This window comes from Lysobacter sp. HA18 (assembly GCF_054057595.1).
The window spans coordinates 801,866-815,336 of record NZ_JBSRZL010000001.1 but is presented as its reverse complement, the minus strand read 5'-3'; the positions used below and the strand labels follow the sequence as shown (position 1 = coordinate 815,336).

At 67.0% G+C, this 13,471-nt stretch carries 10 protein-coding genes and 2 pseudogenes; 9 read left to right on the top strand and 3 right to left on the bottom strand.

All coding sequences use genetic code 11. From position 1 onward, the window contains the following. Nucleotides 1-113 precede the first annotated feature (113 nt). From ACVWWW_RS04050 to groES, 3 genes are all read right to left on the bottom strand, one after another. A complete protein-coding gene (locus ACVWWW_RS04050) occupies nt 114-2,729 on the bottom strand; it encodes a S8 family serine peptidase (protein WP_027083772.1) in 2,616 nt (871 codons plus the stop codon). Between the two features lie 261 nt (nt 2,730-2,990). Beyond that, nucleotides 2,991-4,631: a chaperonin GroEL gene (gene groL, locus ACVWWW_RS04045; protein ID WP_027083773.1), complete on the bottom strand. Its 1,641-nt coding sequence runs from the start codon at nt 4,629-4,631 to the stop codon at nt 2,991-2,993. A 62-nt stretch (nt 4,632-4,693) separates the two neighbouring features. Further along, complete coding sequence (gene groES / locus ACVWWW_RS04040) at nt 4,694-4,981, bottom strand: co-chaperone GroES (protein ID WP_027083774.1); 288 nt, start codon at nt 4,979-4,981, stop codon at nt 4,694-4,696. A 589-nt stretch (nt 4,982-5,570) separates the two neighbouring features. Here groES and ACVWWW_RS04035 point away from each other — a divergent pair. From ACVWWW_RS04035 to prmA, 9 genes and pseudogenes are all read left to right on the top strand, one after another. Next, nucleotides 5,571-5,744 (top strand): annotated as a pseudogene (locus ACVWWW_RS04035) (helix-turn-helix transcriptional regulator); the annotation flags it as partial. A 261-nt stretch (nt 5,745-6,005) separates the two neighbouring features. Then, complete coding sequence (gene cutA / locus ACVWWW_RS04030) at nt 6,006-6,329, top strand: divalent-cation tolerance protein CutA (RefSeq protein WP_027083775.1); 324 nt, start codon at nt 6,006-6,008, stop codon at nt 6,327-6,329. Further along, nucleotides 6,322-8,587, top strand: a pseudogene (locus ACVWWW_RS04025) (protein-disulfide reductase DsbD family protein). Before cutA ends, ACVWWW_RS04025 begins: the two are co-directional and overlap by 8 nt. Nucleotides 8,588-8,694: 107 nt before the next feature. Further along, nucleotides 8,695-9,159, top strand: a complete 465-nt coding sequence (locus tag ACVWWW_RS04020; RefSeq protein WP_051235640.1) for a TlpA disulfide reductase family protein — start codon at nt 8,695-8,697, stop codon at nt 9,157-9,159. A gap of 95 nt (nt 9,160-9,254) precedes the next feature. Beyond that, entirely contained in the window at nt 9,255-9,722 is a 468-nt protein-coding gene (aroQ, locus tag ACVWWW_RS04015; RefSeq protein ID WP_027083778.1) for a type II 3-dehydroquinate dehydratase, read from the top strand. Between the two features lie 62 nt (nt 9,723-9,784). Further along, nucleotides 9,785-10,267, top strand: coding sequence for an acetyl-CoA carboxylase biotin carboxyl carrier protein (gene accB / locus ACVWWW_RS04010; RefSeq protein ID WP_027083779.1), 483 nt, complete (start codon nt 9,785-9,787; stop codon nt 10,265-10,267). Nucleotides 10,268-10,371: 104 nt separating this feature from the next. Next, on the top strand, nt 10,372-11,739 hold the full coding sequence (gene accC / locus ACVWWW_RS04005) for an acetyl-CoA carboxylase biotin carboxylase subunit (RefSeq protein WP_027083780.1): 1,368 nt from the start codon (nt 10,372-10,374) through the stop codon (nt 11,737-11,739). Between the two features lie 83 nt (nt 11,740-11,822). After that, the gene (locus ACVWWW_RS04000; protein ID WP_027083781.1) at nt 11,823-12,500 is read left to right on the top strand and encodes a hypothetical protein; all 678 of its coding nucleotides are present in this window, start codon (nt 11,823-11,825) and stop codon (nt 12,498-12,500) included. A 3-nt stretch (nt 12,501-12,503) separates the two neighbouring features. Beyond that, complete coding sequence (gene prmA / locus ACVWWW_RS03995) at nt 12,504-13,421, top strand: 50S ribosomal protein L11 methyltransferase (protein WP_027083782.1); 918 nt, start codon at nt 12,504-12,506, stop codon at nt 13,419-13,421. Nucleotides 13,422-13,471 lie beyond the last annotated feature (50 nt).

Sequence of the window (13,471 nt, the reverse complement as noted above, 5' to 3'; positions counted from 1 at the left end):
ACGTCGGGATGCAGCTCTATCGTTAAAGAGACGTGACGGTGAATGCACGCTGCAGTGCAGCAAAAACTTTACCGTTCAGGCGGCCCTCCGTGGCCGCCCCACGCTCGGCCCTCTCAGCGAGCGACGGTAATGACCGGCGAACGCCAAGTTTCCCAGTGCGCCGGGTTGCTGGAATCGCCGTTCGCCTTCAGCACCTGCAGCAGCACGGTGTAGCGCCCGTTCGGGACCGTGTACGCCCTGCCGCCCTGGGTCGTCGTGCCGTCCCACGAGAACGCGTAGAAGCCCGTCGCCGACGAGTTGCGGCCGAAGAACTGGGTCGAGAACGCGCTGTGCCACGAACGACCGGAGTCCGCGTCGAACACGTCCATGCGGATCGCGGCGGACTGGTGGTCGAAGTGGATCAGGAAGAACGGGATGTCGTTGCCCGCCATCGTGTAAGCGGCGCCCGACGGCTGGTTGAAGTACGAGCTGCCGGTGAGCTTCGCGAGCCACGGGAAGCCGTTCGCCGTCGGCACCAGCACCTGGCGCGCCTGGTAATCGCCGATGTAGCCGGCAAACGGAACGCGCAACGTGCTGCTGCCATCGTTGGGCGTCATGACGACGTAGCCGCCGTAAATGCCGCCGTCGTAACCGATGCCGGTTTGCGCCGGGGTGATGGTCACGTTGACCGACGCCGTGCCGTGCGGCGCGACCGTCACCGACGGAGCGGAGAAGTTCGCCGCCACGCCGCCACCGATGAAGTACTGCGGCGCGAACGTGCTTCCGAACGTGCCGACCGACTGCACGGCGCTCATCGCATACGTCACCGGCGTCGGCCCGTTGTTGCTGAGTGTCAGCGTGCGTGTCTGCGGGCCCGCCTGGCCTTCACCCAGCGACAGCTTGCCGGGCTCGACGCGCGTGGCTTCGACGATGGCGCGATCGATGTGCAACATGCCGGCGCCCGCGCGATGCGTGGCTTCGATGTACGGGCCACCCGGAGCGCCGGACCATGTCGACGGCTGTGCGGTGTTCTGCAGGATCGAACGCACGGCCTGCGCCGGGGTGCGCGGCAACGCCTGCAGCAGCAGCGCCGCGGCACCCGCGACGTGCGGCGACGACATCGACGTGCCGCTCAGCGAGGCATAGCCCCCGAGTTCCAGCGGGAAGGTCGAGTAGATCGAGCCACCCGGTGCGCCGATGTCGGGCTTGAGCGTCAGGTCGGGCGACAGGCCCCACGACGAGAACGACGAGATCAGCCCGCCGGTCGGGTTGGGCTGCGAGACGTGGAAATCGCCCCAGGTGATCTGAGTCGTGCCGCTGGCGATGCGTCCGTCTAGCAGTACGCCGTCCGCGGCGCTGATGCCGACGGTCGGGATGTTGACCGACGGCGTACCGGCGACGGTCGGGTTCAGTGCGCCCGCCACGTTGTTGTAGAGCAGCACGCCGACGGCGCCCGCGGCCTGTGCGTTCGTTGCCTTGATGTAGAACGAGCACGTGCCGCGACGGATCAACGCGACCTTGCCGGCGAGACTGTTGGCCGGCAGCGCGGAACACGCGTCGCTGGTCGACGACGTCGTGCCGGTGCGCGCGAGTACGCCAGTGCCCGAGCTCGGCGGCGGCGGTGCGCCGGTGGCGGCATTGAAGCCGACCTTCACGTTGTCCGGCGACACCTGGAATGCGGGCTGCGCGATGCCGATATTGTCGTACGACGCGACGCCGATGACCTTGTCGCCGACGCTGGGCGCGCCGAGCGAGTACATGCCGGTGGCGGCGTCGTTGCCGGCGGATGCGACGACGACCATGCCATGGTCGACCAGGCGCGACGCGGCCTTCGCGGTCGGCGATTGCGGCCAGTCGAACGCCGAACCGATGCTCATGTTGAGCACCTGCATGCGGTCGGCCTGCGCGCGTTCCATCGCCGCGAGCATCACGTCGTCCGTGGTCGAACCCGAGCAACCGAACACGCGATACGCACCGAACGACACCTTGGGCGCGACGCCCTTGACCGAACCGTTCGCACCGATGATGCCGGCGACGTGCGTGCCATGGCCCGCGCAGTCATCGGGACGCGCGTCCGGCGTCGGCACCGGGTTGTAGGCGGCGGAGCTGGGATCGGCGTTGTAGGCATCACCCACGAAGTCCCAGCCGGCGATCACGCGCGCGCTCGGGAACGGCGTGCCGCCATTGACACCGCCACCGCCGAAGGCCGGATGGTCGATGTCGATGCCGGTATCCATCACCGCGACGCGCACGCCCGTGCCGTCGAGGCCGAGGCTGTTCTGCGCGACGTCCGCGCCGGTCATCTGCAGCGCCGTGTAGAGGTCGGGGTTGTACTGCGAGCCCGGCGTGCTGTCCGGCATCTTCACCGTCTGCACGGGATAAACCGCCTTGACGCCCGGCATGCGCGCGAGGGTGCCGAGCTGCGCGCGCGAGACGGTGATCGAGAAGCCGTTGAACAGGTTGTCGAACGCGTAGTTCTCGATGTACTTGACGCCCGCGCTGCGTGCGGCGTTGCGGAACGACTGCTTCTCGCTTGAGAGCTGCGCCGCCGAGCCGCGGTCGGCCAGCGGCGCATTGCTCAGCTCGACGAACCAGCGCTGCGGCGACTCGTCGACCGGCGTGCTGTCGGAATCGGCGGTCAGGCCGGACTCCTGCGATTGCAGTTCGATATAAGGCGGCACGTCGGCCGCAAGCGCGGCGACGCACGCGCATGCGAGGACGGATAAAGCGAGGGTGGACGACTTCTTCACGGCGAAACCTCGTCAGTTCGGGGGAGGGGAGCCACTGGACGGCGGTTGAACGCAGCTCCCGCGCCGGACAGGACGGAGCGGGAGCCGTGATTTAGCCTATCTTCACGAAACGCGACACGGGTCACATTCTCTCGGCCGCACGACGAACGGTCGGAAATGTTCCTGACCGGCTACGCCCAGCGGGGCTGGCAGCCGGTGGCGCAAAGAAAAAGCCCCGCTTGCGCGGGGCTTTTCGTGTTGCGGTGCAGCGGAAAGCGGGACTTAGAAGTCCATGCCGCCCATGCCGCCCATGCCACCGCCGCCGCCCATGGCCGGCTCGTCCTTCTTCGGCAGCTCACCGACCATCGCTTCGGTCGTGATCATCAAGCCGGCGATCGACGCCGCGTTCTGAAGCGCGGTACGCGTGACCTTGGTCGGATCCAGGATGCCGGCCTCGATCATGTCGACGTACTCGCCGGTCGCGGCGTTGTAGCCGTACGCGCCATTGCCTTCGACGACCTTGTTGACGATGACCGACGGCTCTTCACCGGCGTTCGTCACGATCTCGCGCAGCGGCGCTTCCATCGCGCGCAGGGCGATCTGGATGCCGTGGTTCTGGTCTTCGTTCGCACCGGTCAGGCCCTTGATCGCAGCCTTGGCGCGCAGCAGCGCAACGCCGCCGCCCGGAACGATGCCTTCCTCGACCGCCGCACGCGTGGCGTGCAGGGCGTCTTCGACGCGCGCCTTCTTTTCCTTCATCTCGATCTCGGTCGACGCACCGACCTTGATCACCGCAACGCCGCCGGCGAGCTTGGCAACGCGTTCCTGCAGCTTCTCGCGGTCGTAGTCGGAGGAGGTCTCCTCGATCTGCGCCTTGATCTGCTTGATGCGGCCTTCGATGCCACCGGTTTCGCCGGCGCCGTCGATGATCGTCGTGTTCTCCTTCGAGACCTGCACCTTCTTCGCGCGGCCCAGATCCTTGATCGTCGCCTTCTCGAGCTGCAGGCCGACTTCCTCGGAGATCACGGTGCCGCCGGTGAGGATCGCCATGTCTTCCAGCATCGCCTTGCGACGATCACCGAAGCCCGGCGCCTTGACCGCGCACACCTTGACGATGCCGCGCAGCGTGTTGACGACGAGCGTCGCCAGCGCTTCGCCTTCGACTTCCTCGGCGATGATCAGCAGCGGCTTGCCGGCCTTGGCCACGCCTTCCAGCACGGGCAGCAGGTCACGGACGTTCGAGATCTTCTTGTCGTGCAGCAGGATGAACGGGTCGTCCAGTTCGGCCTGCATCGACTGCTGGTTGTTGATGAAGTACGGCGAGAGGTAGCCGCGGTCGAACTGCATGCCCTCGACGACGTCGAGCTCGTTCTCGAGGCCCGAACCGTCTTCAACCGTGATCACGCCTTCCTTGCCGACCTTGTCCATCGCCTGCGCGATGAGGTCGCCGATGTTCTGGTCGGAGTTGGCCGAGATCGCACCGACCTGCGCGATTTCCTTGGACGTGCTCGACGGCTTGGAGATGTTCTTCAGCTCGGCAACGGCAGCGGTGACCGCCTTGTCGATACCGCGCTTGAGGTCCATCGGGTTCATGCCGGCGGCGACCGCCTTCATGCCCTCGCGGATCAGCGCCTGCGCGAGCACGGTCGCGGTCGTGGTGCCGTCACCGGCGTTGTCGGACGTGCGCGACGCGACTTCCTTCACCATCTGCGCGCCCATGTTCTCGAACTTGTCGGCCAGTTCGATCTCCTTGGCGACGGACACGCCGTCCTTGGTGATCGTCGGCGCGCCGAAGCTCTTCTCGAGCACGACGTTGCGGCCCTTCGGGCCGAGCGTTGCCTTGACGGCATTGGCGAGCACGTTGACACCGCGCAGCATCTTGGCGCGCGCGTCCTCACCGAAACGAATTTCCTTGGCAGCCATTTGCAATTACCTCTGTCAGCTAAAAGTGTTCAAAAAGGAGATGCGGGTACGGAAGGACGCGATCAGCCGAGGACCGCGAAGATGTCGTCTTCCTTCACCACCAGGTACTCGGTGCCGTCCAGCTTCACTTCCGTGCCGCTGTACTTGCCGAAGAGCACCTTGTCGCCGACCTTGACCTTGGGCGCGCGCACGTTGCCGTTGTCGAAGGCCTTGCCTTCGCCGACCGCGACGACTTCACCCTTGATCGGCTTTTCGGTGGCCGAATCGGGGATGACGATGCCACCGGCCGAGACCTTTTCTTCTTCCATGCGCTTGATGACCACGCGGTCGTAGAGCGGCTTGATGTTCATGCACGAACCTCCGGCTAAGCGATTAAGTGATTGAAATTACAGCGAAAGACGGGGAATTTTAGCAGTCGACGCCCGCGAGTGCCAAACACCGGGCGTGATGCGCCCGCATCGCGGACGGGGCGGGATATGGGATGCGCCTCGCGGCTTTCAAGGGCGAGCGGGCGAAAAAGTTCGGATGGGCCCGAGGCCTACGGTCGTCACAAGTACGAATCGCGCAGACAAAAAAAGAGCGCGTCCCGAAGAAACGCGCTCTCGGCTTTTGAGGATGGCTATCCGAGCTCGCGCGATCCGGCGCGTCTCCCCAAGAACCCGTGACCCCATGTCTGCCGACGGTCCCTGTCGACGTGGGGCGATTGTGGGCGGTCCACGTCACCCGCGCCACCCCGCCGCTACCGATAGAGACGTCCGATTCCGGTAGCGGATGGAAACCGGACATTTATGAAATCGTATTCATTCCCGGGTTTCATCCACCCTTCATCCAATAGTGTGACCCGAAGCGCACCTCATGCCGGTTTTATTGGTAGCGAGGTGAAAAACGGTAAACTCGGCCCTCGGGCGTCATTTTCACTGACGTGGAGCGTCACTTTCGATGAATTCCCAGCAGCGAATACGCCTCGCCCGTCGCCATGCCGGCCTGTCGCAGTCGGCGCTGGCCGAGGCCGTCGGGGTCCAGCGCAGCGCCGTGAGCCACTGGGAGGCCGTGCAGGGCAAGAGCCCGAGCATGTCCAACCTGCGCCGGGTCGCCACGGTGACCGGCGTGCAGTTCGAATGGATCGCGACGGGTCGCGGCCGCATGGCGCTGTCGGCCGACGACGCGATGGACGGCGTCGCCGCAGTGGACGCCACGATGGTGGACGAGCCGCCTCGAGCTGCGCATGCTCACTGCGTTCCGCAGCCTGCCGCCACGCAGCCAGGCGCCGCTGGTCGAACTGATGGAGCAGATGGCCGCACTGCGCACCGGCCGCTCGCGCAGTTCCAAGCGCGAAACCTGAGGCCGCGCGCAGCCGCTCGCTACAATCGCCGCATGCACGCCGTCGTCCTTCATTGCACCTGCCCGGACGCGGCGACGGCCGATCGCATCGCCACGGCGCTCGTCGACGAACGCCTCGCCGCCTGCGTGCAGCAACTGCCCGGCCTGCGCTCGACCTACCGCTGGGAAGGCCGCGTCGAACGCGCGGACGAGATCCTACTGCTGATCAAGACGGCGGACGACCGCATCCCGGACGTCGCCGCCCGCGTACAGGCCCTGCACCCCTATGACGTGCCCGAACTGCTCGCGCTTGATGCGACGGCCGGCGCACCCGCCTACCTCGACTGGGTGATCGCCCAGAGCCGACCGAATGCCTGACCTGTTGCGCCGGATCGCCGGCATCTGTTTCCTCCTCCTCGGCGCCGTGTCGTTGCGCGCGCATGCGATCACGCCCGATCAGCTGCCGCCGGTCGACAGCGTGTTCGTACCGAGCGCGCGCTACACCGACGGCGCGATCGAAGTGCGCTGGACGATCGCGAAGGGCTACTACCTGTATCGCCACCGCATCGGCGTGCAGGCCGACGCCGCCTTCGACGCGGGCGCGGTGCGGCTGCCCAAGGGCGATGCACATCACGACGAATTCTTCGGCGACGTCGAAACCTATCGCGATGCGCTCGTCGCAACGCTGCCGGGCACGCCGTCTGCCGCGAGCACGGTGGTGACGATCAAGTACCAGGGCTGCGCGGATGCGGGCGTCTGTTATCCCCCGCAGACGCGGCGCCTGACTGTCGACCTGCCTACCGCGAACGCTGCGCCCGCAACCGCACTCGGCCGCTCGCCGTTCGCACTTGCACGCGGCGCGACCGCGGGCGTCGACGCCGCACCGTTGCCGGCCGAAGAGGCGTTCCGTTTTGAAGCGATTCCCGGCACGTCGAACACCGTGCTCGTGCGCTTCTCGCCAGCACCCGGTTACTACCTGTATCGCGATCGCACCACGTTCCAGCTCGATGCCGCTTCGCGCGCAGCGGGCTTCGCGCTCGGCGCACCGCGCTGGCCGCAGGCGCGCATGCATCGCGACGAACATTTCGGCGACGTCGCGGTGTATTTCGACCCGGTCGATCTGACGTTGCCGGTGACGCGCACCGCGACGACCGCGCGCGCACTCAAGCTCACCGCACGCTTCCAGGGCTGCCAGAACGACGGCATCTGCTATCCGCCGATGACGCGCACGGTCGATGTGGAATTGCCGGCGGGTGCGATTGCGACGGCTTTGACGATCGCGACACCGACCACGCCGTCGACCGATGCTGCATCGCCTGCGACAAACGACGCAGTGAACAGTGCAACGACGAGCATCGCTGCGCCTGCGACGAGCACACCGCTCGCGATGCCCGCGCGCCAGGCGCCGGCCGCGCCACGCAGCGTGCAGGCCGGCGACGCGCTGTCCGCGCTGCTGCTCGCGCTGCTCGGCGGGCTCGTGCTCAACCTCATGCCGTGCGTTCTGCCGGTCCTCTCGTTGAAAGCGTTGTCGCTCGCCGAAAGCCACTCGCCGGCGGCCGCGCGTCGTCATGCGTTCGCCTACACCGCGGGCGTCGTGCTGAGCTTCGTCGCGCTCGGTGGTCTCGCGCTTGCGTTGCGACACGCGGGACGTGCGCTCGGTTGGGGCTTCCAGTTGCAGGAGCCGATCGTCGTCGCCGTACTCGCACTGGTGATGTTCGCGCTGGGTCTGAGCCTGTCGGGCGTCTGGCATGTCGGCGGGCGCTGGACCGGCGCCGGTCATTCGTTGACGGAGCGAAGCGGCCTCGCCGGAGACTTCTTTACCGGCGTGCTCGCCGTCGTCGTCGCGACGCCCTGCACCGCGCCGTTCATGGGGGCCGCGCTGGCGTGGGCCTTTCCTGGCACCGACCGTTCTCGCGCTTTCCGTGTTCGTCGCGCTCGGGTTCGGGCTCGCCCTGCCCTTCATCCTGATCGGGCTCGTGCCGCAGCTTGCCGCGATGCTGCCGCGTCCCGGCGCATGGATGGAGACGCTGAAGCAGGCGCTCGCGTTCCCGCTGTACCTGACGTGCGCGTGGCTGCTGTGGGTGCTCGGCCGCCAGCGTGGGCCGGATGCGATCGCTTGGACGCTCGCGGCGGCGGTCGCGATCGCGTTCGCCGCGTGGGCGTGGAACCGCACGCATCATCGCGGCCGTGCCTGGGGCGTGGTCGCGCTGGTCGTCGCACTCGTGGGTGCTGGCATGGCGCTTACGACCGTGCATCAGCTGCCGCGCCCGAACGCGACACCGGTCGTGGATTCGTCGCGCGAACCGTTTACCGATGCCCGACTGGCCGCGTTGCGCGCCGAAGACCGCGTCGTCTTCGTCAACATCACCGCCGACTGGTGCGTGAGCTGCAAGGCCAACGAGCGCGCTGTGTTCGCCCGATCGGGTTTCACTGACGCGCTGCGCGCCGCGAACGCCACGTATCTGGTGGGCGACTACACGGACGTCGACCCGGCGCTGACCGCGTTCCTGCAGAGCCATGGCGCGGTCGGCGTCCCGCTCTACGTCGTCTACCCGCGCCAAGGCGATCCGAAGGTGCTGCCGACGCTGCTCACGCCCGACATGGTCGCGACCGCACTCGCTGCAGCGGCACGATGAGGACGCGAACGGTCGTCATCGTCGCGGTACTCGCGGGGATGCTCGGCGTAGCGGCGAGTCTCGCAACGGATGGCAGGTGGCTCGAGGGAACGCGCCTGGGCCAGCTCGTGGAACGCAACGCGCCGACGGCGCCATCGCCCGGCACGCACGCCCCACAGATCGAACTGCCCGGTCTCGACGGCAAACGCCACACCGTCGTCGAACTCGCCCATGGCGGACCCGTGCTGGTGAATCTCTGGGCCAGCTGGTGCGGCCCGTGCCTCGAAGAAATGCCGGCGCTCGACCGATTTGCCCGGCAACAGGGTGCAAACGGCGTGCAAGTGGTCGGCATCGCGCTGGATGACGCCGCAGCGATCCAGACCTTCCTGAGCGCCCACCCGGTCGCGTATCCGATCCTGATCGACACCCCGGGTCCGACCGATACGGGCACGCGGCTCGGCAACACGCGCGGCGTGCTGCCGTACAGCGTGCTCGTCGCCCCGGACGGCCGGATCCTGCGCACGTCCGCAGGCCCGCTCAGTCCTTCTGACCTCGACGACTGGGCGGCGCAGGCGCTTCGAACGCGCGATTGAATTTCGCCCAACGTCGGCGATACGGTAGCGAACGTCTGGACAGGTTTTGCGCCGAAGCGCAGACTGCCCGGCCACGACGTCGGAACGGGTGAGCCATGGCGAAGCTGCTGGTCCTGCATGGCCCGAACCTCAACCTGCTGGGCGAGCGCGAGCCCACCGTCTACGGACGCACCTCGCTCGCCGCGATCGACCGCGCACTCAAGCTCGACGCCGAATCGCATGGCCATACGCTGGACTCGATGCAGTCCAACGCCGAGCACGAGCTCATCGACCGCCTGCACGCCGCGCGCTCGGATGGCACCGAGTTCCTGATCATCAATCCCGCTGGCCTCACGCATACCAGCGTGTCGCTGCGCGATGCCGTGGCCGCGGCCGACCTGCCCTTCATCGAAGTGCACCTGTCGAACCCGCATGCGCGCGAGCCGTTCCGCAAGCAGAGCTATTTCAGCGACCTCGCGATGGGCGTGATCTGCGGCTTCGGCGCCGACAGCTACCGCTTCGCGATGGACGCCGCAGTGACCTGGCTGGACAAGCGCGCGGCGGCGCACGCCAACCGTTCCTGATACCTCCGCGATCGGCGCGCGATGCGCGTCGATCGACTCCGAATCCACACACGAGGCCCGACATGGACCTGCGGAAAATCAAGAAGCTGATCGACCTGCTCGAGGCGAGCAATCTCTCCGAGATCGAGATCAAGGAAGGCGAGGAAACCGTGCGCCTGGCGCGCACGCCGACGCGTGAGGTCACCTACGCGCCGGCGCCGACCTACGCGATGCCGCCGCCGCAGCAGCAGGCCGAGCGCCCGATGCCGATGCAGAGCCCGAGCGAAGCCGCGACCGGCGGTTCGGCCAAGCCCGGCAACGACCTACCCGACGGCCACGTCGTGCGCGCCCCGATGGTCGGCACGTTCTATGCGTCGCCGTCGCCGGACAAGCCCTCGTTCGTCAGCGTCGGCCAGTCGGTGAAGGCGGGCGAGACGCTCGCGATCATCGAAGCGATGAAGATGTTCAACCCGATCGAAGCCGACGTCTCCGGCACCGTGCTCAAGGTGCTCGTCGAGAACGGCCAGCCCATCGAGTTCGACCAGCCGTTGTTTGTTATTGGGTGAGCAGGAGCTGTCCCGCGGCATTGCCGCGGGCCTGCGAACGCCCGTCGGCCGCGCGGCCGATGGGCAGGACGTTCCCGAGCTCCAAGCCGCATTGGACATAACCCATGCTCGATAAAGTAGTCATCGCCAACCGCGGCGAAATCGCGCTGCGCATCCTGCGCGCGTGCCACGCGCTCGGCATCCGCACGGTCGCCGTGCATTCCACCGTCGACCGCAACCTCAAGCACGTCGCGATGGCGGACGAGTCCGTCTGCATCGGCCCGGCACCGAGCGCGCAGAGCTACCTCAACATGGCGCAGATCATTGCGGCCGCCGAGGTCACCGACGCGCAGGCCATCCATCCGGGCTACGGCTTCCTCAGCGAGAACGCGGACTTCGCCGAGCGCGTCGAGCAGTCGGGCTTCATCTTCATCGGCCCGAAGGCCGACACGATCCGCCTGATGGGCGACAAGGTCGAAGCGATCCGCGCGATGAAGGCGGCGGGCGTTCCGTGCGTGCCCGGCAGCGGTGGTCCGCTCGGCGACGACCCGACCGAGAACGTGAAGATCGCGCGCGAGATCGGCTATCCGATCATCGTGAAAGCCGCGGGCGGCGGCGGCGGTCGCGGCATGCGCGTGGTGCATACCGAAGCCGCGCTGGTCACCGCGATCCAGACGACCAAGCAGGAAGCCAAGGCCGCGTTCGGCAACGACATGGTCTACATGGAGAAATTCCTGGAGAACCCGCGCCACGTGGAGATCCAGGTACTGGCCGACGGCCAGGGCAATGCGATCCACCTCGGCGAGCGCGACTGCTCGATGCAGCGTCGCCACCAGAAGGTCGTCGAGGAAGCACCGGCACCGGGCATCACGCCCGAGCTGCGCGCGGAGATCGGCAAGGTCTGCGTCGAAGCCTGCGTGCGCATCGGTTATCGCGGCGCCGGCACGTTCGAATTCCTGTTCGAGAACGGGCGCTTCTATTTCATCGAAATGAACACCCGCATCCAGGTCGAGCATCCGGTGACGGAACTGGTGACGGGCATCGACCTGGTGACCGAACAGCTGCGCATCGCGTCGGGCGAGAAGCTGCGCCTGAAGCAGGAGGACATCGTCCTCGAAGGTCATGCGATCGAGTGCCGCATCAATGCGGAAGATCCCGACACCTTCATGCCCTGCCCCGGCCTGATCGCGCATTTCCATGCGCCGGGCGGCCCGGGTGTGCGCGTCGACAGCCACATCTATGAGGGCTATCGCGTGCCGCCGAACTACGACTCCATGATCGGCAAGCTGATCGTGCACGGCCCGACGCGCGAGATCGCGATCGCGCGCATGCGCGTCGCGCTCAACGAGATGGTGGTCGACGGCATCAAGACCAACATTCCGCTGCAGCAGCGCATCCTCGCCGACGCGGGTTTCCAGCAGGGTGGACAGAACATCCACTACCTGGAAAAGCGCCTGAAAGAGCAGAAGGAAAAGGCGATCGCGATCGGTTGATCGCGGCGATCACATCGCGACGCACGGCGGTCATCCGATCGCCTCATCGTGCGTTGCACACGGTTTCACTACAGGAGTCCACGATGCACAAGGGAATTGCGACCGCGTCGCTGATCGCGCTTGCCACACTCGCCGGCTGCAAGAAGCACGACGCCGAAGCGCCGGCCGATGCCGCCACCCCGCAGACGCCAGCGCCGGCCGCGACGCCGGCACCGGCCGCTGACGCGACACCGGCCGCCGATCCCGCGAAGTCCGAAGCGCAGGCCAAGCTCGACTACGCGACGATGGAAGACGGCTACATCAACGATGCGAACGCGCAGTGGGCGGTCGCAGCAAAGGCCAGCTCGGCGTTCGGCGATGCCAACAAGCTGCCGCCGGATTCGCACGACCAGAACACGGCGTGGCAGGCCACCGGCGCGGTCAACGGCGACGAGTGGACCAACAACAACCAGGACATCGGCTTCGACTGGCTGCAGCTCGACTACGAGCGCCCGGTGTCGGCAACCGAAGTCCGCGCGGTGCTCGACGAAGACGCGGTGAAGTCGATCACTAAGGTCGAACTGATCGGCGTCGACGGCGCCGCGCACACCGTGTGGAGCGGCATCAGCGACACCGGCCGCGACGAGCGCGGCTCGCGCACCTGGTTCGTGCGCAAGTTCGACGCGACGCCGTATCCGGTGAAGTCGGTCAAGCTCACCTTCGCCAACAACGTCGCGTCCGGCTACAAGACGGTCGACGCCGTGCAGCTGGTGGGCAAGTAAGCGATGCCGTTCCTCGAGCTCTCGCTGCCGTGCACGGAAGCGCTGCAACCGCGCTACGAGCGAGCGCTCGAGGATGTCGGCGCGCTCGCTGTCACGCTGGTCGACGCGCACGCCGATGCGCCGGACGAACAGGCCATTTTCGAGCCCGGCGTCGGCGAAACGCCGCTGTGGGGCGAGATGGTGCTGACCGCGCTGTTCGAAGCCGGGACGCCGCGCGAGCCCTTGCTGCAAGCTCTTGCCGCGCAGGACGAAGGCCTCGACTGGTCACGCGGTGAGTTCCGCGACGTCGAGGACCAGGACTGGGAACGCGCGTGGATGGACCAGTACGAGCCGCTGCAGTTCGGGCGTCGTACGTGGATCGTGCCGTGGAATCACGAACTGCCTGATGGCGCGGATGCGCTCGACGCGGCAGTCGTGCGATTGGACCCCGGCCTCGCGTTCGGCAGTGGCACGCATCCCACCACTGCGCTGTGCCTGCAATGGCTCGATGGGCTCGCGGACGACCGCGTACTCGACGGCGCGCGCATTCTCGATTTCGGCTGCGGCTCCGGCATCCTCGCCCTCGCAGCGCTCAAGCTCGGCGCGGCATCGGCGATCGGTGTCGACAACGATCCGCAGGCGGTGACGGCGACGCTCGACAACGCGGAACGCAATGGCGTCGCGGATCGTTTGTCGGTGTACCTCCCGCAGGACGAACCAGTGTCGACGTATCCCGTCGTTGTGGCGAACATCCTTGCGTCCGCGCTGATCGAACTGCGTGACGTGATCGCCGCGCGTTGCGCGCCGGGCGCGTTGCTCGCGATGTCCGGCATCCTCGCCGGGCAGGAAGGCGAGGTCGCGGATGCGTATGCCGACGTGCTGGACGACGTGCAGATCGAACAGCTCGAGGACTGGATGCGGGTGAGCGGTCGACGCCGCTGACGGCGCCGCCTGTGAACCACGTCGCATTCCGGGCGCGAGGCATGGTGGAA